Annotated in this window: 18 protein-coding genes; 12 read left to right on the top strand and 6 right to left on the bottom strand. The window is 59.7% G+C overall.

Annotation, left to right across the window (positions count from 1 at the left end):
• From CFBP6623_RS20915 to CFBP6623_RS20895, 5 genes are all read right to left on the bottom strand, one after another.
• Positions 1 to 1578, bottom strand: a complete 1578-nt coding sequence (locus CFBP6623_RS20915; RefSeq protein WP_046801702.1) for a cytochrome ubiquinol oxidase subunit I — start codon at positions 1576 to 1578, stop codon at positions 1 to 3.
• A gap of 67 nt (positions 1579 to 1645) precedes the next feature.
• The gene (gene cydC, locus CFBP6623_RS20910; RefSeq protein WP_046801701.1) at positions 1646 to 3337 is read right to left on the bottom strand and encodes a thiol reductant ABC exporter subunit CydC; all 1692 of its coding nucleotides are present in this window, start codon (positions 3335 to 3337) and stop codon (positions 1646 to 1648) included.
• Positions 3334 to 5124, bottom strand: a complete 1791-nt coding sequence (cydD, locus tag CFBP6623_RS20905) for a thiol reductant ABC exporter subunit CydD (protein ID WP_046801700.1) — start codon at positions 5122 to 5124, stop codon at positions 3334 to 3336. The genes cydC and cydD overlap by 4 nt, the downstream gene beginning before the upstream one ends.
• Positions 5125 to 5141: 17 nt before the next feature.
• Positions 5142 to 5720 (bottom strand): GbsR/MarR family transcriptional regulator, encoded by a 579-nt coding sequence (locus CFBP6623_RS20900; protein ID WP_080842889.1) that lies wholly within the window; start codon positions 5718 to 5720, stop codon positions 5142 to 5144.
• Positions 5721 to 6009: 289 nt separating this feature from the next.
• Entirely contained in the window at positions 6010 to 7041 is a 1032-nt protein-coding gene (locus CFBP6623_RS20895) for an L-idonate 5-dehydrogenase (protein WP_046801698.1), read from the bottom strand.
• A 217-nt stretch (positions 7042 to 7258) separates the two neighbouring features.
• Here CFBP6623_RS20895 and CFBP6623_RS20890 point away from each other — a divergent pair, with 217 nt between their 5' ends.
• From CFBP6623_RS20890 to CFBP6623_RS20880, 3 genes are all read left to right on the top strand, one after another.
• Entirely contained in the window at positions 7259 to 8014 is a 756-nt protein-coding gene (locus CFBP6623_RS20890) for an SDR family oxidoreductase (RefSeq protein WP_046801696.1), read from the top strand.
• A gap of 88 nt (positions 8015 to 8102) precedes the next feature.
• Positions 8103 to 8996, top strand: a complete 894-nt coding sequence (locus CFBP6623_RS20885) for an NAD(P)-dependent oxidoreductase (protein ID WP_046801736.1) — start codon at positions 8103 to 8105, stop codon at positions 8994 to 8996.
• Positions 8997 to 9154: 158 nt separating this feature from the next.
• Positions 9155 to 10141 carry an aldose 1-epimerase gene (locus tag CFBP6623_RS20880; RefSeq protein WP_046801695.1) on the top strand — a complete coding sequence of 329 codons (987 nt, stop codon included), beginning with the start codon at positions 9155 to 9157 and terminating at the stop codon, positions 10139 to 10141.
• Between the two features lie 18 nt (positions 10142 to 10159).
• Here CFBP6623_RS20880 and CFBP6623_RS20875 read toward each other — a convergent pair whose 3' ends face one another.
• Positions 10160 to 10621, bottom strand: coding sequence for an Lrp/AsnC family transcriptional regulator (locus CFBP6623_RS20875; RefSeq protein ID WP_046801735.1), 462 nt, complete (start codon positions 10619 to 10621; stop codon positions 10160 to 10162).
• Positions 10622 to 10788: 167 nt separating this feature from the next.
• Between CFBP6623_RS20875 and CFBP6623_RS20870 the strand changes: the two genes are divergently transcribed.
• The 9 genes from CFBP6623_RS20870 (at position 10789) to CFBP6623_RS20825 (ending at position 24526) form a co-directional block, all read left to right on the top strand.
• Positions 10789 to 11502, top strand: coding sequence for an aspartate/glutamate racemase family protein (locus CFBP6623_RS20870; protein WP_046801694.1), 714 nt, complete (start codon positions 10789 to 10791; stop codon positions 11500 to 11502).
• A complete protein-coding gene (locus CFBP6623_RS20865; RefSeq protein ID WP_046801693.1) occupies positions 11503 to 12273 on the top strand; it encodes a class II glutamine amidotransferase in 771 nt (256 codons plus the stop codon).
• 441 nt (positions 12274 to 12714) lie between these two features.
• On the top strand, positions 12715 to 15177 hold the full coding sequence (locus tag CFBP6623_RS20855) for a glycogen/starch/alpha-glucan phosphorylase (protein ID WP_080842888.1): 2463 nt from the start codon (positions 12715 to 12717) through the stop codon (positions 15175 to 15177).
• Positions 15177 to 17384 carry a 1,4-alpha-glucan branching protein GlgB gene (gene glgB, locus CFBP6623_RS20850; RefSeq protein WP_046801692.1) on the top strand — a complete coding sequence of 736 codons (2208 nt, stop codon included), beginning with the start codon at positions 15177 to 15179 and terminating at the stop codon, positions 17382 to 17384. The genes CFBP6623_RS20855 and glgB overlap by 1 nt, the downstream gene beginning before the upstream one ends.
• Before the next feature lie 21 nt (positions 17385 to 17405).
• Positions 17406 to 18668 carry a glucose-1-phosphate adenylyltransferase gene (gene glgC / locus CFBP6623_RS20845; protein WP_046801691.1) on the top strand — a complete coding sequence of 421 codons (1263 nt, stop codon included), beginning with the start codon at positions 17406 to 17408 and terminating at the stop codon, positions 18666 to 18668.
• 5 nt (positions 18669 to 18673) lie between these two features.
• Positions 18674 to 20116 (top strand): glycogen synthase GlgA, encoded by a 1443-nt coding sequence (gene glgA, locus CFBP6623_RS20840; RefSeq protein WP_046801690.1) that lies wholly within the window; start codon positions 18674 to 18676, stop codon positions 20114 to 20116.
• A 4-nt stretch (positions 20117 to 20120) separates the two neighbouring features.
• The gene (locus CFBP6623_RS20835) at positions 20121 to 21749 is read left to right on the top strand and encodes an alpha-D-glucose phosphate-specific phosphoglucomutase (RefSeq protein WP_046801689.1); all 1629 of its coding nucleotides are present in this window, start codon (positions 20121 to 20123) and stop codon (positions 21747 to 21749) included.
• Positions 21750 to 22027: 278 nt separating this feature from the next.
• Complete coding sequence (glgX, locus tag CFBP6623_RS20830) at positions 22028 to 23983, top strand: glycogen debranching protein GlgX (RefSeq protein WP_046801688.1); 1956 nt, start codon at positions 22028 to 22030, stop codon at positions 23981 to 23983.
• A 54-nt stretch (positions 23984 to 24037) separates the two neighbouring features.
• On the top strand, positions 24038 to 24526 hold the full coding sequence (locus CFBP6623_RS20825) for a MaoC family dehydratase (RefSeq protein ID WP_046801687.1): 489 nt from the start codon (positions 24038 to 24040) through the stop codon (positions 24524 to 24526).
• Positions 24527 to 24546: the final 20 nt, after the last annotated feature.

Raw genomic sequence — 24546 nt, 5'->3', positions numbered from 1 at the left:
TTACTCCGCAGCGACGAGTTTTTCAGGAACGAGCGGCGCTTCCGGATCATGGTCCGGATCAGGCCCCTTGCGGATTGCCTTCAGCATCAGCCCCATCTCGACGATGAACAGCACCGTGTAGATGGCGATGAAACACAGAAGCGTAATCAGAACCGTCGAGGCGCTGAGGCTCGAAACGGCCGCCGCCGTTGGCAGCACACCCTCGATGATCCACGGCTGACGCCCGAATTCGGCCACCACCCAGCCCATTTCGGCGGCAATCCACGGCAGCGGAATGGCGAAGACGGCCACCTTCAGCAACAGCGGATAACGGTCCAGCCGCCGGCGGGCCGAAAGATAAAAGAAGGTCGCCGTCAGAAGGATGAAGAACATGCCGAGACCAACCATGATACGGAAGGCCCAGAACAGGGTCGGCACATGCGGGATCGTATCGGCCGCCGCCTTGGCGATCTGCTCTTCTGTCGCCTGACGCGGATCGTCGACATAACGTTTCAGCAACAGGGCGTAACCAAGCTCGTGGCCGAGTTCGGCAAAGGTGCCGTTCACCTCTTCGGGCAGCTGCGCGCCCTTGCCGCTGGCGCGTATCTGCATCAGCGCATCATAGGCCTTGATACCGTCGCGGATACGGGTCTTTGCCTGTTCCACCAGATCGTTGATGCCGGGAATTTCCGTATCGAGCGAACGGGTGCCGATAAGTCCCATTACCCACGGAATCTTCACCGCGAAATGCGTCTCGCGCGCTTCCTGATCGGGAAAACCTATTGCCGTGAAGGGCGCCGGCGCCGGCTCCGTTTCCCACATGGCCTCGATGGAGGCGAGCTTCATCTTCTGGTGTTCCGTGGAGAGGTAACCGCTTTCGTCCCCCAGCACGACGACCGAAAGGGCTGACGCGAGACCGAAAGAGGCGGCTACCGTCATCGACCGTTTGGCGAGATCCACATGGCGGCCTTTCAGCACATACCAGGCGGAAACGCCGAGCACGAAGATGGAGGCCGTGACATAACCTGCGGAAACCGTGTGAACGAATTTCGCCTGCGCGACCGGGTTGAACAGGACCGCGGCGAAATCCGTCACTTCCATGCGCATGGTCTGCGGGTTGAAAGCCGAGCCCGTCGGATTCTGCATCCAGCCATTGGCGATCAATATCCACAGCGCCGAGAAGTTCGAGCCGATCGCCACGCACCATGTCGCAACGAGATGACCGAGTTTCGACAGCTTGTCCCAGCCGAAAAAGAACAGACCGACGAAGGTGGCTTCCAGAAAGAAGGCCATCATGCCCTCGATCGCCAGCGGTGCGCCGAAAATATCGCCGACATAGTGGCTGTAATAACTCCAGTTCATGCCGAACTGGAATTCCATGACGATGCCTGTCGAAACACCCAGCACGAAGTTGATGCCGAACAGCATGCCCCAGAATTTCGTCATCTGCCGCCAGATCACCCGGCCGGTCATGACATAGACCGTTTCCATGATGGCGATGACCACCGACAGCCCGATCGTCAGGGGAACGAACAGAAAGTGATATAAAGCCGTCACTGCAAATTGCAGGCGCGACAGCGCCACTATGTCGAGTTCCATAGTCTTACCCACCTTTTCCAGAAGGCCAGCCGCCCGTTTTTAAGGCAAGCCCGGCTCTCAAAAATACTCAGTCCCGACGTAATGTTTGCAGCACTACGTCGTATTCCGCCGTCCCGCTTTGACATTCGTCAAATTGACGCCCGTCTTTAAGCACGATGATGCGATCGGCAAATTCCGCCTCACGGCGATTATGGGTGATCATCACGACAGTCTTGCCTTCGGCCCTCGCAAACAGCCGGCTGAGCACGTCGCGAGCCGTCTCGCCGTCCAGCCCCTCCGTCACCTCATCCAGAAGCCAGAGCGGCTTGTCGATGAGCAGGAAACGGGCAAGCGCCAGCCGGCGTGACTGGCCACCGGAGAGACCCTGCCCCGCTTCGCCAAGCCTCGTCTCCAGCCCGGCGGGCAGGGTTTTGACGTGTTCGGCAAGGCCTGCGGCGTCAAGGACGTCCCACAATTCACGCTCGGTCGCAGCGGGTTTCGCCAGCCTCAGATTATCGGCAATGCTATCGCGGAAAAGCTGGCTCCGTTGTGTCATGAGCGAAGAGGGCAAGGCGCGCACTGTACCTGCCGATGGCTGCAATTCACCCGCCAGAAGCTGGATGAGGCTGGTCTTGCCCGCACCGCTCGGACCGATGATTGCGACCTTTTCGCCAGCGGCAATGGCAAGATTGATCTTGGTCAGGACCGGCTGGTCGTTGCCGTGCCGCTCCAGACGCACGCCTTCAAGCCCGGCAGCCACGCCGCTGGCGGGCAAAGCCGGACAGCGGGCCTCGGTCGCCGCTGAAAGGCGCGGCGCGATGCGCCTTGCGGAAAACAGCGTACGGCCAAGTTCCATCGCACCGCGCCGCAGCGCGGTGAAAGGCTCCAGCGCGGCAAAACAGACGAGCAACCCGAGCGCGGCGGCCGGTGCGCTCACCGTTCCCTGTTCCGCCAGCCAGGCCATGCCGAGCAGAGCCGCGCTCAGAAGGACGGCCGTTGCAAACCCGAAGGAAAAACCGGCATTCGTTTCGATGCGGTTCAAGGCCTCGTCGCAGGAAAGCAGGTAGTCATCGGCGCGCTTCGCCGCTAAGAGCTGGGCGGAAAGGCGACCTGCCGTGAGCAATTCCGTCTGCCCGTTGACGAGATCTGCCGTGCGGGCGCGCAGCGCTTCAAGCCCGACTGCCCGCCGGCGCGAGAATTTCTCTGCCCGCAGGGCGGAGCGCACCGAAATGCCGAGCCCTGCCGCAATGAGAAAGAGCGCCGCCAGAATGCCCGCAAGCGGATTGAGGAATGCAAGCCCGATGCCGGTTGCGACAGCCGCAAGGACCGCGACGGCGGCAGGCACCAGCACGCGCAGATACAGCGAATCCAGCGCGTCAATATCCGCGGTCAACCGGTTCAGCAGGCGGGCGGGCCTCGCTTCCAGATTTTGCGCCGCCTGCGGCGCTGCAAACCCGCGAAACAGCTTTTCGCGCAACGCCGCAAGCACGGAGAGCGTGGCTTCATGGGTGGTCATGCGCTCGCCATAACGGGCGGCGGTACGCGACAACGCCAGAAGACGAATGGCCGCCGAGGGCGCAAAAACATCAAACGCATAGGCCGTTGCCGGAAGCAGACCGGCAATGGCGGTGGCGGTGATAAACCAGCCGGACACACCCAGAAGGCCGATGCCAGCCAGCACCGTGGTGGCCGCCAGAACCGCACCGGCAAGCAGCATGCCGCGACGCGCCGACCAGAAAAGTGCGATAACCGGTCTCAATATGGCAAAACGCGCAATCATGACCGATCCCCCGAATGGATCGCCGCCATATCCACGACCCTGTCCATGCGCGCGGCCAGCACCGGATCATGGGTTGCGACGATCAAAGTCCTGCCTTTTGCCAGATGCAACAGATTCTCCGTGATGAGAGCGGCGGTTTCCCGGTCCAGATGCGCCGTCGGCTCGTCAGCCAGAATAAGGCGTGTCGCGGGATCGGCGAAAGCGCGCGCAATGGCCAGCCGCACCGCTTCACCACCGGAAATGCCATGGCCGCCATCACCGACGAGCAGATGTTGCCGGGCGGACGACAGTCTTTCGAGACCCGTCTGCTCCAGCGCTGTCTCGACCATATCCTGCGTGATGCCGGGGCGGCCGAAACGGATATTTGCCGCAAGCGAACCGGCAAAAAAGAACGGCTTCTGGCCGATCCAGCCAATGGATGTTCGCAGGGTATCAGCCGTCTTGTCATCAAGGGCGACGCCGCCGATTTTTATCGCACCGCTTCCGGCAGAAGCCAGCCCGGCGATCAGCGACAGGACCGTGGATTTGCCGCAACCCGATGGCCCGAGAAGCGCGACCGTTTCGCCCGCTCGAATGCTGAGATTGAAATCGCGGAGCACGGGGGGCGAGGCAGGATAGGCAAAAGACAAATCATCCACCTCTACCGCACCGGGGTTGGGCAATGCACCCAACGCCGCATCCCTGCCCTCACCCGCAATGGCCGCACCGCCCTGCGTCAACTTGTCGAGCGCATCAAGCGCGGCTTCCCCCGCCGCCCGGTCGTGCCAGACCGCGGATAATTCCCGCAGCGGCTCGAAAAAGGCCGGGGCCAGAAGCAGGATGAACAGACCTTCGGCAAGTGTCAGCTTCTGTCCCCACGCGCCGAAATCAAGAAAACCGAGCAGATGGAAACCGATGTAAACGGCAGTCATGGCAACGCCAAGCGCGGCGAAAAGCTCCAGCACCGCCGAAGACAGAAAGGCGATCCTCAGAACCACCATCGTCCGCGTCTTGAGGTTCTGCGCATCGGCGCTGAGACGCCCGGCAGTCAGATCGACGGCTTCCAGCGCGCGGATCGTTTCCAGCCCGCGCAGACGATCCAGCAGGAACGCATTCATATTGCCGGTCTCCGCCAGCTGCTTTTCGCTGGCCGCCTTGGCCTGCCAGCCGATCAGCGCCATGAAAAGCGGGATGGTCGGCATGGAAAGCAACAGCACCAGCGCCGCAATCCAGGTAAAGGGCAGGATCGCCAGCACAAAAACCAGGGGAATGATGGTGGCCTTCATCCGGGCGGGCTGGAAACGGGAAAGATAGGGCACCAGCGATTCCGCCGCCTCGGCCACGACACTTGCCGCCTCGCCGGAAGCCGTGCGCGACAGATCGAGCGGCGAAACCTTCGCCACTGCCTGAAGCGCTTCCAGCCGCCGTTGTGACAATGCCGCACGCGCAGCACGAAACGATAGTCTCGCGGCAATTCTCTCCAGCCACGCCTTCAGGAAACCCAGAATGAGAACCGCAACGGCAACTGGCACAATCGCTGTCATCGGCTCGCCATCGGCGATTTTTCCGACTGAAAAGGCAAGGAGGCCTGCCTGCGGCAACCAGATAAGGGCCGCCAGAACATGCAACAGGGCAACGGATCTACCTACCGCCGGTGCGCGCGTCGTTTTCACTGCGGTCTTGTCGCGGGAGGACTTGCGGCTGGCGGTGCCGAAGAAGCGCCGCCTCGGTGTTTCAGGTGAGACCGCAACCGGCACAGGACAGTCTGCGCCATTGCTATCGGCCGACTGGCGGATTTGTGCGGACATGTTCACGACCGATCTCCTCACCTGTCCTTCTTCGCGCCGCGGGGTCTGGCGAGAGAAACGATCTTGTCCTTCGCCTCCAGCAGCTTCGTGACTTTTGAGCCGAGCGCCAGAAGTGAAGCCAACCTCTCCGTCTCCAGCCACTTCACATCGTCATACCAGCCGGTGAGCTGCTCGATCAGCGTCTTCATCTCGTCTATGCGCTTTTGCGCATGCCGCTCATCTTCGTTCTCCGGCGTCTCCATCAGAATTTCGCGCAATACGCTCAGGGTAGGATCAATTTCGCGCTTCTTGCGCTCTTCGGCAAGCGTGCGGAGAATTTGCCAGACATCCTCCGGCGTCGTGAAAAAATCGCGCCGGTCGCCCGGGAAATGCTTGAGAATTGCAAGGTTCCACGCCTGAAGCTCTTTCAAGCTCATCGAGACGTTGGAACGGGAAATGCCAAGCGCCTCAACAATGTCGTCCGCGCAGAGCGGCTGCGGCGATATGTAAAGCAAAGCATAGACTTGGCCGACCGTGCGGTTGATGCCCCAGCGGCTGCCCATCTCACCAAAATGCAGCACGAAGGACTGAACGAGCGGTGACAGGCTGGTCGGCATTTCTTTGTTTCCTGAATTTTCAGTAATTTCTGAAATTTCGATAACGCAAAAAATGGCAGGCGGCAAATCACCTTTTTGACCTGCGTCAAAATGTGCAGTTCGACGGGGGATAAGTCAGCAGATGCAGAGCCGGACAGCCGGGGATGAACAGAAAACCTCTCGCAGGCAATTGATGATACCGATAACATCAATGATGGTCTGCTAAGGCTGAAATCTCTCGATGAAAAACCGGCGGTGGAACCATCCACCGCCGGTTAAAGCGCCCGCGCGAAAATAGGCGGAAAAGGGCTTACGAAAAAGCGATCTGGACTTTCATGGCCCGACTGCGGTCGGAGGCGAATTCAAAGGCCGATATGGCGTCATCGAGATCGACGGTCTGGGTGATGAATGGCTTGACGTCGATCAGGCCCTTGCGCATCAGCTCGACGCCGGTGGCGAATTCCTCGTGGAAGCGGAAGGAGCCGCGCAGATCGAGTTCCTTGGCGGTAATCGCCATCATCGGCAGGCTCATATCACCACCCAGCCCGAGCTGGACGATGATGCCGCGCGGCCGGAGCGCAGCGATGCCGCCGGCAAGAGCTACGGCAGCGCCAGAGCATTCATAGAGAACGTCGAAAGTCCCCTTGTTCGCGCCATAAGCGGCAAGCGCGTCGGGCTCATCCTTACTGTTGATGACACGATCCGCACCCGCTTCGCGCGCCTTGGAGAGCGTGAAATCCGAAAGGTCGGTCGCAACGATTTCGGCCGCACCCGCCCGGCGCGCAGCGAGGATGGAGAGAATGCCGATGGGGCCGCAACCCGTCACCAATACGCGTTTTCCCAGCAAATCACCGGCGCGACGGGTGGCATGCAGCGTCACCGCCAGCGGCTCCGCCATGGCCGCCTCGCCAGCGCTCAGACCGTCAGCCGGCACGCATTGCAGGGCATCCGCAACCAGAACCTCCCGGAAAGCGCCCTGAATATGCGGGAAAGGCATAGCGCTGCCATAGAAGCGCATATTGAGGCACTGGTTGTGCAGGCCTTCCTGGCAAAACCGGCAGGTTCGGCATGGGCGGGAAGGCGAAACCGCGACCAGACCGCCAAGCTTCAGGCCTTCCACACCTTCACCCAGTTCCTCGACAATGGCCGACACCTCGTGCCCCAGCACCATCGGTTCACGGAGGCGTACCGCGCCGAAACCACCATGGTTGTAATAGTGCAGATCGCTGCCGCAAATCCCGCCCCGAACCAGACGAAGCCGCACTTCTCCCGGCCCCGGCGCTTCCTCCGGCCGCTCCTCAATGCGCACATCCTTTGCCCCGTGGGCGACAATCGCTCTCATCAATAACTCCGTTCAACCGCGCGCCACTGCGGCGCGCAAAAATTTCCGCATCCAGATCGCGGCCGCAAGACCATATTTACCGGCCTGCAGCCTCCTCCCGCGCCGGATCCGTACCGAAACCGGGCGTTTAAGCCTTGACATCCACGCCTGAAAGGGCTGAATGTTATCGATAACATAAACCTGCACAGATACAATGTCGAGAGACTGGAGGAACACAGTGGGCCTTAATTTGTTCGATCTTTCCGGCCGCCGCGCCCTGATCACGGGTTCGTCCCAGGGCATCGGCTTCGCGCTGGCGCAAGGGCTGGCGGAAGCGGGAGCGGAAGTGGTGCTGAACGGGCGCGACGAAGCGAAGCTGAAAGCCGCCGCCGCCGGCATCAAGGGTGCGAAAACGCTTGCCTTCGACGCCACCGATCATGAAGCAGTGCGCAAGGCTATCGACGGTTTCGAGGCTGAAGTCGGCCCTATCGATATTCTGGTCAACAATGCCGGCATGCAGCACCGCACGCCGCTCGAGGATTTTCCAGCCGATGCCTTCGAGCGTCTTTTGCAGACCAACATTGCCTCGGTGTTTCACGCCGGACAGGCGGCAGCACGCCACATGATTTCCCGTGGACGCGGCAAGATCATCAATATCGCCAGCGTTCAGACCGCTCTTGCCCGCCCCGGCATCGCGCCCTACACCGCCACCAAGGGCGCTGTCGGCAATCTGACGAAAGGCATGGCGACGGACTGGGCGAAATACGGCCTGCAATGCAATGCCATTGCGCCGGGCTATTTCGACACACCTCTCAATGCGGCGCTGGTGGCCGACGAGACCTTCTCCGCATGGCTTGAAAAGCGCACGCCCGCCGGTCGCTGGGGCAAGGTCGAAGAGCTTGTCGGCGCCTGCATTTTCCTGTCGTCCGACGCCTCGTCATTCGTGAACGGCCATATTCTCTACGTTGACGGCGGCATCACCGCCTCGCTTTGAAAAACATCATTCCGGATGGCAGGCTGCGGCCGCCATCCGGAATCGGACCGATGACACCACGACACTTTGGGAGGAGGCCGTGAACACCATGACCGAGAAAAACAAAGTCGCCCTCATCGGCGCAGGCGCGATGGGTGGGGCAATCGGCACGCGGCTGATCGAAACCGGCAATCAACTGACGGTTTTCGATCTGGATGCGGAAAAAGTGGCGGCGCTGACCGGCCTCGGCGCGCGAAGCGCCGGCACCGCGGCGGAAGCGGCATCCGCCTCCGATGTCGTGATCCTCAGCCTCAATTCGCCGAAGATCGTCCGGATCGCCGTTTTCGGCAAGGATGGCGTGGCGGCGGGTGCAAAGCCCGGCGCGCTGATCATCGACATGTCCTCCATCGATCCGGAGGCGACAAAGGAACTGGCGGCCGAAGCCGCAGAAAAGGGGCTGCGCTGGGTAGATAGCCCGCTCTCCGGCGGCGCGCCCAAGGCGCTCATCGGGCAGTTGACGCTGATGGCAGGCGGCAGCGAAAAAGACGTGGCCGACGCCCATCGCGTGCTTCAACATGTGGCCAGCAATTTTACCCATATGGGACCCTGCGGCGCAGGCCAGACAACCAAGCTCATCAATCAGGTTCTCTGCGGCCTGAACTTCCTGGCGGTGGCGGAAGCAACGCAGCTTGCGCTCGATGCCGGCGTCGATGCCGCCAAGATACCGCAGGCGCTGAAGGGCGGCCGGGCGGACAGTGCCATCCTGCAGGAATATATGCCGCGTTATGTGGCCAAGGACTACCGTCGTACCGGTCGTATCGACAATATGGTGAAAGACCTGAACGGCGCGCAGGATCTTGCGCGGCGCACCAACACGGCCATGCCGCTGACGGCGGTCTGCGCCGAGGTGCACCGAATGCTGACGGCAGCGGGACTGGGCGGCGAGGATCAGGCCGCCCTGATGGAATTTTTCAGCGGCGCGAAACGGACCTTTCCGGACTGAGTTCCATCACAGGGGCGGCCAAGCCTCGAAATAACGGAAGTCGCGCTTGCTGCGACCTCTTCCAGCCATTGCGAAATATTGGCACAGCGAAGATGATCTGCGAATCGGGGCAGTCGTCCCGATGATCGCAAACATATGCATCAAAGGACAATTTCCCGATGACCACCTCCGCGACAGGCACGGGGATTGCCGCTGTTACGGTTTCCGGCGAGAGCTTCAGCGCCGAGATCGCTTATGAGGGCGCTACGCTTTTGAGCTGGCGACCGCGGCTTGCGGATGGCTGCGAAGGCGAAAACCTTGTCGACGGCTACTTGACGCCGGCGGAGCTACACTCACAGAACGGCGTGAGAAACGGGATTCTTGCGCCCTTCACCAACCGCATTCCCAACGGCCAATATGACTTCGGCGGGGAGATGCACCACATCAAGCCGGTTCTTGCCCACGAGGCCCTCGTCTTCCACGGATTTGCCAGAGCCCTGCCCTTTGCTCTCGAACAATCTTTCGAGGAAAACGGCGCGCATGTGCTCATTTTTCGCAGCGAAATATCGCCGTCCGATTTCACGGGCTATCCCTATCGGCTCATCATCGAGGTAGAATATCGCTTTGACGGCCAGGCGGTCAGCATCGACATACGCGGCGTCAATCACGGCGACCAGCCTTTGCCCTTCGCAGCCGGCTGGCATCCCTATTTCCGCCTGCCAGGCCCGTCATCCATTGACGATCTCCATCTGACGCTACCATCGCGAACGGCCATCGTGACCGACGATCATCTAATCCCCCTGCATGACGGGCAGGCAGAAATTATCAAACGCGACGACAGCCGCTTTCTAGTCGCAACGCCAATCGCCGACCATGTGCTGGATCTTTGCTTCACCGACCTCATCCTGTCCGAAAACGGGCTTTTCGAGACCCGGCTCGAAAACCGGCACGATGGTTCGAGCCTTACGGTTTGGCAGGAGCGGGGCCACATGCATGTCTTCACCGGCGACACGCTGGCCCGTGACAGGCGAAAATCAATCGCGCTAGAACCGGTAGAGATGCCCACCAATGCCTTCAACCAGCCGGAACTGACGGCAGCAGTGACACTTCAACCGGGCGAGACACGAAGCTTCCGTTTCGGCGTCCATTTCGAGGCGGCGCGCTGAGAAGGGCCCAATGATCCCTCAAATATGCGTTGTCGGCAGGGAAGACGACAGCTTCACCGTCTCCATGGAGATATAGGCGGACATGTCATAAAGCTGGACGCGGCGCAGGATCTGTTTGTAGACCGTGTCGTAATATTCGACATTCGGCAGCACCAGCTTCAGAATATAATCGAAATTGCCGGTGAGCCGGTGAACCTCGACGATTTCAGGTATGGTGCTGACGGCGGCATGGAACTGGTCCAGCCAGTCTTCCGCATGCAGGCCGGTTCTCACCAGCAGGAAAACCGTGGTCGGCAGGTTGATCTTTCGCCGGTCAAGCAGCGCCATCGTGCCCGTCACATAACCTTCCGCACGCAGGCGCGTAATGCGCCGCGAGCAGGCGGATAGCGACAACGAAACCTCCTCAGCTATATCGGAGAGCGGCGTTTCGGCATTCTCCTGGAGAATCGCAAGGATTCGGCGGTCACGGTCATCAATCATCGCCAAACAATGCACTGGTTAACGCAATGACGCAAGAAATTTGCACATCTGACCTATATAGCGCCTGATATTTGCATAAGCACATCTAAATCCCTGAAAAAACGCATGCCATTTTCGTCCTTGCGATGGCATTCTTGTCTTCAATCAAACTTGATAAGGGAACTCTTATGAAACGCATCGGTCTGATCGGCGGCATGAGCTGGGAATCCACCGCAACCTATTACCGCATGATCAATGAAGCCGTGCGCGACAGCCGCGGTGGGCTGGTCTCTGCCGATATCGTCATGCATTCGCTTGATTTTTCCGAAGTCGTCGCCCTTCAAAAGGCCGATCGCTGGGATGAGGCCGGTGCACTTCTGGGCGCCGCCGGCGCACGCCTTGCCAATGCCGGTGCCGATTGTGTGCTCATCTGCACCAACACCATGCACCTCGTCGCAGAAACGGTCGAGAAGATGTCGGGCGTCGCCCTCATCGACATCATCGACGAAACCGCCGCAGCCTTGAAGGCGGATGGACGCCGCAAGCCGCTGCTTCTCGCCACCCGCTACACGATGGAACATGGCTTCTACACCGACCGCATGCGCCGCCACGGTGTTGATGTGGTCGTGCCCGATGCGGAAGACCGGGCCGCGATCCATGACATTATTTTCGGAGAACTCTGCCAGGGCGAGATCAAGTCCTGCTCGCGCGAGCGCTATCTCGCGGTCATCGAGAAGGCCCGCGCACTTGGCGTCGATTCCGTCATTCTCGGCTGCACCGAGATTTCGCTGCTGATCGATCCCGATGCCCTGCCGCTACCGGGTTACGATTCGACCGCCATTCACGCGAAGGCCGCCGTCGGTTTCGCGCTCGGAAACAAGGCCTTCAACAGAGCCGCATGAATGTGTCGCCTCTTTGCCTATTCCGGTAAACCGGTCTGGCTCGACAGCCTGCTGATCGAACCGGAAGCATCGCTGGTCAGCCAGTCCATGGCCGCACGGGAAGCAAAAACCGTCGTCAACGGCGATGGTTGCGGTCTTGGATGGTATGGTGAACGCGGAACGCCCGGCGTTTTTCGCGACACCAGACCCGCCTGGTCCGACGCCAATCTCGCGGCGCTTTGCCACCAGCTGCGCTCGGGCATGTTCATGGCGCATGTTCGCTCCGCCACGTCAGGCGAGGTTTCCCGCGCCAATTGCCACCCCTTCGCACATGGGCAATATCTGTTCATGCATAACGGCCAGATCGGCGGTTACGAGCAGATAAGACGCGACATCGATTCCCTCATACCCGACGATATCTATGCGTCGCGACGCGGCACCGGCGACAGCGAAGCAATCTTCCTGATCGCCGCCGGCCACGGCCTTGTCACCGACCCCATCCGCGCCATTTCAACCGCGCTGCGCCTCTGTCAGGAAAAGATGATCGCTGCGGGCGTTTCCTCAGCGCTGCGGTTCAGCGCCGTGCTGATGGATGGCGATTGTCTGCATGCTTTCCGCTGGTCCAGCGATGACAAGCCGCCGACGCTTTACTGGCGCGGGCTGGATGAGGGAATTGCACTGAGTTCGGAACCGTTTTCCTTCGATTGCACCCCGTGGTGCGCCGTTCCGCCGAATACGAGAGTGACGATCCGCGCCGGCGAGATGACGACGGAACCTTTTTTCCTGTCATAAATACCGGTTTTTGCGACGATCAGGGCCTTTTTCCGCGCTCGCCACCCAGAGCGTGCGCCGTCACGACGCCGTCTCGTTTATTTTCATTGAATTTTCCAGGCCGCGAAGGCTAGTGTGTGATCCGATAGACCGAAACAGATTTCAGGGCCGGTGAACCACTTCAGAAAATATTGCAGCCTCTCTCCCTTTTTTGAACGATGCCCGGCATCGCAACGACCACGCAAACCCGTTCAAGAACGGCGCATAAAGAGCGCGCAATGCCTTTGGCGATCCTCGGGACGCTGAAGGAAAAGTCTTATTTTTCATAATATTAAGCCCTCCAACTTTCCGCGAAAATTGCTGTTGCCACGCCTCCATATCGATGCATAAACTGGCGTCAGTAAAGGCAAACCGGATCGACCTCATCAGACCCTCTCCTCCCACCAAGGTGCTGACCGACCAATGATCAATAATCTCAACGCCGCCGATCTTCCCCGCCCCGCCCCGCGCAGTTCCAATCCGGAAATCATGGCGGCGGAAATCATCGAGCGACTGACTTACCGTATCGGCAAGGACGTCAAGGTAGCCAAGCCGCATGACTGGCTGACCGCAACCATTCTCGTCGTTCGCGACCGCATCATCGACAAATGGATGGAATCCACCCGCAAGGCCTATGCCAACAATTCCAAGCGCGTTTATTATCTGTCGCTGGAGTTCCTGATTGGCCGCCTCATGCGCGACGCCATTTCCAATATCGGCCTCATGCACGAAATCCGCGATGCGCTGTCCTCGCTCGGTGTCGACCTCGACGTCATTGCCGGGCTGGAGCCGGATGCCGCGCTCGGCAATGGCGGCCTTGGCCGTCTCGCCGCCTGCTTCATGGAATCCATGGCGACTGTCGATATTCCCGCCTATGGCTACGGCATTCGTTACGTGCACGGCCTCTTTCGCCAGCAGATGGCGGATGGCTGGCAGGTGGAACTGCCGGAGACCTGGCTGGCGCACGGCAACCCCTGGGAATTCGAACGCCGCGAAAGCTCCTATGAGGTCGGCTTCGGCGGATCGGTGGAAACCATCGGCGGCTATGAAGACCCGCAGCGTTTCGTCTGGAAGCCGGCCGAACGCGTCATCGCCATGGCTTATGACACGCCGGTCGTCGGCTGGCGCGGCACCCGCGTCAACACGCTGCGCCTGTGGTCGGCACAGCCGATCGACCCCATTCTGCTCGCCGCTTTCAATGCTGGCGACCATATCGGCGCATTGCGCGAGAGCAACAAGGCGGAAAGCCTGACACGCGTTCTCTACCCTGCGGATGCAACGCCGGCGGGCCAGGAACTGCGCCTGCGGCAGGAGTTCTTCTTCTCCTCCGCCTCGTTGCAGGACATTCTGCGCCGTCATCTGCAGCAATATCCTGATTTCACTTCGCTGCCGGACAAGGTTTCGATCCAGCTCAACGATACGCATCCGGCCATTTCCATCTGCGAAATGATGCGCCTGCTCTGCGATGTGCATGGCCTTGAATTCGACGAGGCCTGGAAGATCACACAGGGGACTTTCTCCTACACCAACCACACGCTTCTGCCGGAAGCACTGGAAAGCTGGCCGGTGCCGCTGCTCGAGCGTCTTCTGCCAAGACATATGCAGATCGTCTATGCGATCAACGCCAATACGCTGGTCTATGCCCGCAAGGAAAAGAAGATGGCGGATCAGCAGATCCGTTCGATCTCTCTCATTGATGAAGGCGGCGAACGCCGCGTGCGCATGGGCAACCTCGCCTTCATCGGCTCGCATTCGATCAACGGCGTTTCCGCCCTTCATACCGAACTGATGAAGGAAACGGTCTTTGCCGACCTGCACGGCCTTTACCCTGAGCGTATCAACAACAAGACCAACGGCATCACGCCACGCCGCTGGCTGATGCAATGCAATCCGGGCTTGACGGGGCTGGTGCGCGAAGCGATCGGCGACGACTTCCTCGACGATGCGGAAAAACTCACCGCGCTTGACCGCTTTGCCGACGATGCCGGTTTCCGCGAAAAATTCGCCGAAGTGAAGCGTCTGAACAAGGTGCGGCTTGCCAATACGGTGGCGCAGCGCATGGGCATCCGCGTCGATCCTTCGGCCATGTTCGACATCCAGATCAAGCGCATCCACGAATATAAGCGTCAGCTTCTGAACCTTATCGAAACGGTGGCGCTTTACGACCAGATCCGTTCCCACCCGGAACTGGAATGGGTACCGCGCGTTAAGTTCTTCGCAGGCAAGGCGGCGCCGAGTTATCACAACGCGAAGCTGATCATCAAGCTTGCCAATGATATTGCCAGGGTCATCAACAACGATCCGGCCGTGCGCGGGCTTCTGAAAGTGGTGTTTATTCCAAACTATAACGTCTCGCTTGCGGAAATCATGGTTCCCGCCGCCGATCTCTCGGAACAGATCTCGACCGCCGGCATGGAAGCGTCGGGCACGGGCAACATGAAATTCGCGCTGAACGGCGCGCTCACCATCGGAACGCTCGATGGCGCAAATGTCGAAATGCTCGAACATGTCGGCAGTGACAACATCGTCATCTTCGGCATGACGGCGGAAGAAGTCGCAAACGCGCGTGCCGAAGGTCACAATCCCCGTGCGATCATCGAACAATCCACGGAATTGTCGCAGGCGCTGTCGTCCATTGCGTCAGGCGTGTTCTCGCCCGATGACCGCTCGCGTTTTGCCGGCCTCATCGACGGTATATACAATAGCGACTGGTTCATGGTCGCCGCCGATTTCGACGCCTATGCCGACGCGCAGCGCAAGGTGGATGCGATCTGGAGCGATCAGGATAGCTGGAACACCAAGACAGTGCGCAACACGGCGCGTATGGGCTGGTTCTCGTCCGACAGGACGATCCGGCAATATGCCACCGAGATCTGGAGAGCCTGATGAAAAAACCGCTCAATTCGGCCGAAGAGAAAAAGACTGGCGAAATCACGAAGGCTGAAATCGAGGCGATCAAGAGCGGTTTGCACTCCAACCCCTTTGCCCTTCTCGGCGTTCATGAAGCGCCGGAAGGGTTTTCCGCCCGCTGTTTCATCCCGGGCGCCGAAGAAGTGTCCGTCCTGACATTGGACGGAAATTTCATCGGCGAACTAAAGCGGCTCGATCCGGAAGGCTTTTTCGAAGGTCCGGTCGAGCTTGCATCGCGCCAGCCGGTGCGTTACCGCGCCGGCCGCGACGATGCAGAATGGGCGGTGACCGACCCTTACAGCTTCGGCCCGGTTCTTGGACCGATGGACGATTATTTCGTCCGCGAGGGGTCGCATCTGCGGCTCTTCGACAGGATGGGCGCACATCCTCTGAAGCTTGAGGGCGTCGAGGGTTTCCACTTTGCCGTCTGGGCACCCAATGCACGGCGCGTTTCTGTGGTCGGCGATTTCAACAATTGGGATGGACGCCGGCATGTCATGCGTTTCCGCAAGGATACCGGCATCTGGGAAATCTTCGCGCCTGACGTCTATGCCGGCTGCGCCTATAAATTCGAAATCCTCGGCGCCAATGGCGAGCTTCTGCCGCTGAAGGCCGATCCCTATGCGCGACGCGGCGAGTTGCGGCCGAAAAACGCCTCCGTCACCGCGCCGGAACTGGCTCAGAAATGGGAAGACCAGGCTCACCGCGAACATTGGGCGCAGGTGGACCAGCGCCGCCAGCCGATCAGCATTTACGAGGTGCACGCCGGCTCCTGGCAGCGCCGCGAGGACGGCACGTTCCTCAGCTGGGATGAACTGGCCGCCCAGCTCATTCCTTACTGCACGGATATGGGCTTCACCCATATCGAGTTCCTGCCGATTACCGAACATCCCTATGACCCCTCATGGGGTTACCAGACGACCGGTCTTTATGCCCCGACCGCCCGCTTCGGCGATCCGGAAGGCTTTGCGCGTTTCGTCAACGGCGCTCACAAGGTCGGCATCGGGGTGATCCTCGACTGGGTTCCGGCGCATTTTCCAACCGACGAGCACGGCCTGCGCTGGTTCGACGGCACCGCGCTTTACGAACATGCCGATCCACGTCAGGGTTTTCATCCCGACTGGAACACGGCAATCTATAATTTCGGCCGTGTTGAGGTGATGTCCTACCTCATCAACAATGCGCTTTACTGGGCCGAGAAATTCCATCTCGACGGCCTGCGCGTCGATGCGGTCGCCTCGATGCTTTATCTCGATTATTCCCGCAAGGAAGGCGAGTGGATCCCCAACGAATATGGCGGACGCGAAAATCTCGAATCCGTCCGCTTCCTGCAGAAGATGAATTCTCTCGTTTATGGCACCCATCCCGGCGTCATGACCATTGCGGAGGAGTCCACCTCCTGGCCGAAAGTTTCCCAGCCCGTTCATGAAGGCGGTCTCGGTTTCGGCTTCAAATGGAACATGGGCTTCATGCACGACACGCTGAGCTATTTCTCGCGTGAGCCGGTGCATCGCAAGTTCCACCATCAGGAACTGACCTTCGGTCTGCTTTACGCCTTCACCGAGAATTTCGTGTTGCCGCTTTCTCATGACGAAGTGGTGCACGGCAAGGGATCGCTGATCGCCAAGATGTCCGGCGACGACTGGCAGAAATTCGCCAACTTGCGATCCTATTACGGTTTCATGTGGGGTTATCCCGGCAAGAAGCTTCTGTTCATGGGCCAGGAGTTCGCCCAATGGAGCGAATGGAGCGAAAAGGGCGCTCTCGACTGGAACCTGCGCCAATATCCGATGCATGAGGGCATGCGCCGCCTCGTGCGCGATCTTAACCTCACCTATCGTTCAAAACCCGCTTTGCACGCCCGCGACTGCGAGCCGGAAGGTTTCCGCTGGCTGGTGGTCGAGGACCACGACAATTCCGTCTTTGCCTGGTTGCGCATGGCGCCTGGTGAAAAACCGGTGGCAGTCATCTGCAATCTCACCCCGGTCTACCGGGAAAGTTATTATGTGCCGCTGCCCCAGGCGGGGCGGTGGCGGGAGATTCTCAACACCGACGCCGAAATCTATGGCGGCAGCGGCAAGGGAAATGGCGGACGCGTTCAGGCGGTCGATGCCGGCGGAGAAATCGGGGCGATGCTCGTCCTGCCGCCGCTCGCGACGATCATGCTTGAGCCGGAAAACTGACAGACAGAGAGGGAGGACACCATGTCGGAAAAAAGAGTTCAGCCACTGGCGCGTGATGCAATGGCCTATGTCCTCGCAGGCGGCAGAGGAAGCCGCCTGAAGGAGCTGACGGACCGCCGGGCAAAACCCGCCGTTTATTTCGGCGGCAAGGCGCGCATCATCGATTTTGCGCTCTCCAACGCGCTCAATTCCGGCATTCGCCGCATCGGCGTCGCCACGCAATACAAGGCGCATTCGCTCATCCGCCACCTGCAGCGCGGCTGGGACTTTTTCCGCCCCGAACGTAATGAAAGCTTCGACATTCTGCCGGCCTCGCAGCGCGTGTCCGAAACGCAATGGTATGAAGGCACCGCCGACGCCGTCTACCAGAACATCGACATCATCGAGCCCTATGCGCCGGAATATATGGTCATTCTCGCCGGCGATCACATTTACAAGATGGATTACGAATACATGCTGCAGCAGCATGTCGATTCCGGTGCGGATGTGACGATCGGCTGCCTTGAAGTACCGCGCATGGAAGCGACCGGCTTCGGTGTCATGCATGTGAACGAAAAAGACGAGATCATCGACTTCATCGAAAAACCGGCCGATCCGCCCGGCATTCCCGGTAATGAGGGCTTCGCGCTCGCCTCGATGGGCATTTATGTCTTCCACACCAAATTCCTGATGGAAGCGCTGCGCCGCGATGCCGCCGACCCGACCTCCAGCCGCGATTTCGGCAAGGACATCATTCCCTATATCGTCAAGCACGGCAAAGCCGTCGCCCATCGCTTCGCGGATTCCTGCGTGCGCTCGGATTTCGAACACGGGCCGTACTGGCGCGATGTCGGCACCATCGATGCCTATTGGCAGGCCAATATCGACCTGACGGATGTGGTGCCCGACCTCGATATCTACGACAAATCCTGGCCGATCTGGACTTACGCGGAAATCACCCCGCCGGCGAAATTCGTGCATGATGACGAGGATCGTCGCGGTTCGGCCGTGTCGTCGGTCGTCTCGGGCGATTGCATTATTTCCGGTGCGGCCCTCACGCGCAGCCTTCTGTTCACAGGCGTGCGCGCCAATTCATACTCCCGCCTTGAGAATGCCGTAGTACTGCCGAGTGTGAAGATCGGGCGTCATGCCCAGCTCAGCAATGTCGTCATCGACCATGGCGTGGTCATTCCGGAAGGACTGATTGTAGGAGAAGACCCAGAACTGGATGCCAAACGTTTCCGCCGCACTGAAAATGGCATTTGCCTTATCACCCAATCGATGATCGACAAGCTGGACCTGTAGAGCCCATGAATGTCCTTTCGGTTTCATCCGAAATCTATCCCCTGATCAAGACCGGAGGGCTCGCCGACGTTGTCGGCGCGCTGCCCATCGCGCTCGAAGCCCATGGCGTCAGAACGCGAACATTGATACCCGGCTATCCGGCGGTGAAAGCCGCCGTGACGGACCCCGTCAAGTGTTTCGAATTTTCCGATCTGCTCGGTGAAAAAGCCGAGGTGCTCGAGGTGCGGCACGAGGGGTTGGATCTCCTCATTCTCGATGCACCCGCTTATTACGAACGGTCCGGCGGCCCTTATCTCAATCAGGCCGGCAAGGATTATCCTGATAATTGGAAACGTTTTGCGGCGTTGTCGCTGGCGGCGGCCCGTATTGCCGCCGGTGTGCTTCCCGGCTGGCGGCCGGATATGGTGCACGCCCATGACTGGCAGGCCGCCATGACGCCGGTCTATATGCGTTATGCCGAAACGCCTGAGATTCCGAGCCTTCTCACCATCCACAACATCGCCTTCCAGGGCCAGTTCGGCGCCAACATCTTCAGCCGCCTGGCACTACCTGCCCATGCCTTCGGCATGGAGGGCATCGAATATTATAATGATGTCAGTTTCCTCAAGGGCGGCCTGCAGACGGCGACGGCGCTCAGCACCGTCAGCCCCTCTTACGCCGAGGAAATCCTGACCCCGCAATTCGGCATGGGGCTGGAGGGAGTGATCAGCAGCCGCGCCCATGTGCTGCACGGCATCGTCAACGGCATCGACGCCGATGTCTGGAACCCGGCCACCGACCATCTGATCCACGACAATTATTCCGCCGCCAACCTCAAGAACCGCGCGCTGAACAAGAAGGCGGTCGCTGAGCATTTCCGCATCGATGATGACGACAGCCCGCTTTTCTGCATCATTTCCCGCCTCACCTGGCAGAAGGGCATCGACCTCATGGCGGAAGCCGTGGACGAGATCGTTGCCCTCGGCGGTCGTCTCGTCGTGCTCGGCGCGGGCGAAGTGGCGCTGGAAGGCGCGCTTCTGGCGGCCGCATCCCGCCACCACGGCCGTGTCGGCGTTGCCATCGGTTATAACGAACCCCTGTCGCATCTGATGCAGGCGGGCTGCGATGCAATCATCATTCCCTCGCGCTTCGAACCCTGCGGCCTCACGCAGCTTTACGCACTGCGTTACGGCTGTATTCCGGTGGTTGCCCGCACCGGCGGCCTTGCCGACACCGTGATCGACGCCAATCACGCCGCCCTTGCCAGCAAGGCAGCGACCGGCGTGCAATTTTCCCCCGTCACGCTCGATGGTCTCAAACAGGCGATCCGCCGGACCGTGCGTTATTACCACGACCCGAAACTATGGACACAAATGCAGAAACTCGGAATGAAATCCGATGTTTCCTGGGAAAAAAGCGCCGGTCTTTACGCCGCGCTTTACAGCCAGCTTATTTCGAAAGGCCATTAAAACAATGATCAAGACTATCAAGACCAAGCCCTATCAGGACCAGAAGCCGGGCACTTCCGGCCTGCGCAAGAAGGTGCCAGTCTTCGCCCAGGAAAATTACGCCGAGAATTTCATCCAGTCGATCTTCGACGCGCTTGAAGGTTTTCAGGGCCAGACGCTGGTGATCGGCGGCGACGGCCGTTATTACAACCGGGAAGTTATCCAGAAGGCGATCAAGATGGCCGCCGCTGCCGGTTTCGGCAAGGTTCTAGTCGGCCAGGGCGGCATTCTTTCCACGCCGGCCGCCTCCAACATTATCCGCAAATACAAGGCCTTTGGCGGCATCGTTCTTTCCGCCAGCCACAATCCCGGCGGCCCGAACGAAGATTTCGGCATCAAATACAATATCGGCAATGGCGGCCCGGCACCGGAAAAGATCACCAACGCGATCTATGCCCGTTCCAAGGTCATCGATAGCTACAAGATTTCCGATGCCGCCGATATCGATCTCGACAAGGTGGGCAGCTTCAAAGTCGATGAGCTGACGGTGGAGGTGATCGATCCGGTCACCGATTACGCCGCCCTGATGGAAGAGCTCTTCGATTTCGATGCGATCCGTGCGCTGATTGCCGGCGGCTTCAAGGTCGTGGTCGATTCCATGAGCGCCGTTACCGGCCCTTATGCCGTGGACATCATCGAAAAGCGCCTCGGCGCGCCAAAAGGCTCTGTCCGCAACGCAACGCCGCTGCCGGATTTCGGCGGCCACCATCCAGACCCCAACCTTGTCCACGCCAAGGAGCTTTATGACGATGTCATGAGCCCGCAGGGACCGGATTTCGGTGCGGCTTCCGATGGCGATGGCGACCGCAACATGGTTGTCGGCAAGGGCATGTTCGTCACCCCCTCCGACAGCCTCGCCATCATCGCGGCCAATGCCAAACTGGCGCCCGGTTATGCCGCCGGCATTTCCGGCATTGCCCGCTCCATGCCGACCAGTGCCGCAGCGGACCGTGTCGCCGAAAAGCTCGGGCTTGGCATGTATGAGACGCCGACCGGCTGGAAATTCTTCGGCAACCTCATGGACGCCGGTAAGGTAACGATCTGTGGCGAGGAAAGTTTTGGCACCGGCTCCAACCATGTGCGTGAAAAGGATGGCCTCTGGGCCGTGCTGTTCTGGCTGAACATCGTCGCCGCCCGCAAGGAAAGCGTAAAAGACATCGTCACCAGGCACTGGGCCGAATATGGCCGCAACTATTATTCCCGCCATGACTATGAAGAAGTTGATTCAGACGCCGCTAACACGCTGGTCGCCACGCTGCGCGAAAAACTCGCCACACTTCCCGGCACCAGCTACGGCAATCTGAAGGTCGCGGCTGCGGATGATTTTGCCTATCACGATCCTGTCGATCAGTCGGTGAGCAAAAATCAGGGCATCCGCATCCTGTTCGAGGGCGGTTCGCGCATCGTGCTGCGCCTTTCCGGCACCGGCACGGCAGGCGCGACGCTGAGGCTTTACGTTGAGCGTTACGAGGCGGATGCGGCCCGCCACGGCATAGAAACCCAGGAGGCGCTGGCCGACCTGATTGCCGTTGCCGATACGATCGCCGGTATCAAGGCCCATACCGGCCGCAACGAACCGAGCGTTATTACGTGAAATTGCCGCGGCGCGCGTCTCTTCCGGGAGAGCGCGCCGCGCAATAGGCATCTGGCAAGGCAGCTTATCGGGGTGACACACCCTTCGCCACATTCGGCGTCATCCTCGGGTTTGACCCGAGGATCCATGGTGGGGCGGGGTTGTGGATCCTCGGGTCAAGCCCGAGGATGACGGAAGAGAGGTTTCAGCCCTTTTGGAGTTTGGGGGTGAGAGCATAAGCCTCCTCCAATCCAGCCGATGCCTTTGAGAAAAAACATCATCCCCATCGGAGGCGATCCATGCAGAACCCACCCGTTTTCCCCAAAGGCGCAATCCAGACGGAAAACGGAACGGAATTCACGGTCTATTCCCGGCACGCTTCCCAGATCGATCTTTGCCTTTTCGATGCAGCCGGTGAAAAGGAGACCGCCCGTCTGCCAATGAAGCGCGGAGAGGATGATATTCACCGTTTGACGGTGACGGACACCGGTTCCGGCACGCGATACGGTTACCGCGCCCACGGAATTTACGCCCCCGAACACGGCCTGTGGTTCGATCCATCAAAACTACTGCTCGACCCCTATGCCACGGAGATCGACCGCCCCTTCCGGCACGATCCGGCGCTATACGCTTTTGGCGAAGACACGGGCGGCATCATGCCCAAGGCGATCCTTTCACAATACCAACCGCCCAAACGCCAAGCGCCGCTTTTTGCCGAAGGCGGGCTGATTTACGAACTTGCGGTCAAATCCTTCAGCACATTGCATCCCGAGGTGCCGGAAAACATAAGGGGCACCGTCGCGGCGCTGGCTCATCCCGCCATCATCGCGCACCTGAAAAAAATCGGCGTGGATGCCGTGGAACTGATGCCGATCACTGCCTGGATCGACGAGCGGCACCTGCCGCCGCTCGGCCTTTCCAATGCCTGGGGCTACAACCCGGTCGGCTTCATGGCGCTCGATCCGCGCCTCTGCCCCGGCGGCGTGCGGGAATTACGCGATACGGTAGCCGCGCTGCATGCGGAAGGTATAGGCGTCATTCTCGATCTGGTCTTCAACCATACCGGTGAGAGCGACATTGAAGGGTCGGTTTTGTCGTTGCGTGGCCTCGACAATCTCACCGCCTTCCGACACCCGCCCGGAGAACCGGGCGTGCTCATTAATGATACCGGCACCGGCAATACGGTCGCGTGCGATCATCCCTATGTGCGCCAGCTCATCATCGATGCGCTCAGGCATTTTGTCGTGAATGCTGGTGTGGACGGCTTCCGTTTCGATCTGGCACCCGTGCTCGGTCGAACGGCCAATGGCTTCGATATGGCCAGCGAAACGCTTGATGCCATGCATTCGGACGCAGTGCTTCACGACCGTGTGCTGATCGCCGAACCATGGGATATCGGCCCCGGCGGTTACCAGCTCGGCAATTTCCCCGAAAGCTTTCTGGAATGGAACGACCGTGCCCGTGACGATATGCGCCGGTTCTGGCGCGGTGATGCGGGAACCACCGGGGCGCTCGCCGATGCACTATCCGGTTCGTCGCCGATCTTTTCACGCCATGGCCGCTCAAGAAGCCGCAGCGTCAATTTCCTTGCCGCCCATGACGGCTTCACGCTGTTCGATCTCGTCAGCCACGAACACAAGCACAATGAAAAAAACGGCGAGAACAATCGCGACGGCCACAATGAAAACCATTCCTGGAACAATGGCGTAGAAGGCCCAAGCGATGATCCCGCCATTGTCGCTGCGCGCCTTGCTGATGTGAAGGCGCTGCTTTCCACGCTTTTCGTCAGCCGCGGCGCATTGATGCTCACCGCTGGCGATGAGGGTGGCCGCAGCCAGCAGGGCAACAACAACGCCTATTGTCAGGACAATGAGATCAACTGGGTCGACTGGTCATCGCTTTCCCCGGAACTGATCGATCACACCGCGTTTCTTTCCGCACTGCGCAAACGCTTCAGCGTCTTTTCGCAAACCGCATTTTTCTCCGGCAAGGACGATGTGGCGTGGCTTGCTCCCGGCGGCGAACCCATGACGGTTTCGGACTGGGAAAGACCGGACGGACCGGCCTTCGCCATGGTACTTTCCACCTCCGATCACGAGAGGGGAAACGAGGTCGAACTCGCGGTGCTCATCAACCGCAGCCGCGAGATTGTGCCCTTTACCTTGCCCGGCAATGGCTGGAGAGCTATCGGCACGGATTTCGGTAATCCCGCTTTCCTGCCTGCCCGTTCGGTGGTGTTTTATCTGCGCGGTTGATCGCCTGGCACCGGCACCTTTATATGGCGTGCGACGCAACCGGAAAGAGACATTATGGCAAAGGACATAGGGCTGGCGGAGATTAAAAGTCTCGTCGGCACGGAAATGGGCGTTTCCGACTGGATCATCGTCGATCAGACGATGATTGACGCCTTCGCAAAAGCAACTTTGGACGAACAGTTCATCCACACGGACCCGGAGCGCGCCAAAGCGGAAAGCCCCTTCGGCGGTACTATCGCGCATGGGTTCCTGACGCTGTCTTTGCTTTCGGCGCTGTATTACGACGCCGTGCCCCCTATTCGCGAGCAGATCATGGGCCTCAATTACGGCTTCGACGCCGTGCGTTTCGTCGCGCCGGTTAAAAGTGGTGCGCGGGTGCGCGGCCGGTTCATCCTGGCGGAAGCCCGCTTTCGCGGCGCCGCCATGCTGATGACGACCTATGACGTGACAGTGGAGATTGAAAACGAAAGAAAGCCGGCGCTCACCGCCCGCTGGACGACGATCACCCAGTTCAATCCGGAGGACAGGCCGGACGATATCTGACCCACGGACCAAGGGAGAGA

The sequence above is a fragment of the Agrobacterium tumefaciens genome (assembly GCF_005221385.1).
GTDB lineage: Bacteria > Pseudomonadota > Alphaproteobacteria > Rhizobiales > Rhizobiaceae > Agrobacterium > Agrobacterium tomkonis.
Note: the sequence above shows the minus strand (reverse complement) of the source record. Positions and strands in the feature narration are given on the sequence as shown.